This window comes from Pseudoalteromonas sp. GW168-MNA-CIBAN-0100, from assembly GCF_040309225.1.
GTDB classification, from domain to species: Bacteria; Pseudomonadota; Gammaproteobacteria; order Enterobacterales; family Alteromonadaceae; genus Pseudoalteromonas; species Pseudoalteromonas arctica.
Genome location: NZ_JBEOOL010000781.1, coordinates 1 through 256, shown reverse-complemented (window position 1 = coordinate 256; position 256 = coordinate 1). Strand labels below are relative to the sequence as shown.

Genomic DNA, 256 nt, shown 5'->3' with positions numbered 1-256 from the left:
AAGTTCACATAAAGCTTGCCATGTTGGGGTTTTAATATGTGCAGGGGTAACTAATAGTAACGGCTCTGTACCTATTTTATGGCTGGTTACTTCGCTAAGTGTGGGTGCTTGGGTTAAAAAACCAATGTCGGCATTATGGTTAGCTACAGCCTGCTCAACACTTATATTTGGCGCAAAGCGGTAGTCAATATTCAGCCCTTGGTGCTTTGTTTGCAAAGCTAATAACTGGCTATAAAACTGCAATCCACAACTACCA

Annotated in this window: 1 protein-coding gene; it reads right to left on the bottom strand. The window is 41.8% G+C overall.

The genetic code is table 11. From position 1 onward, the window contains the following. Positions 1-256: LysR substrate-binding domain-containing protein (locus AAEY62_RS23400; RefSeq protein ID WP_350636839.1), on the bottom strand; the 256-nt coding region annotated here is incomplete at both ends.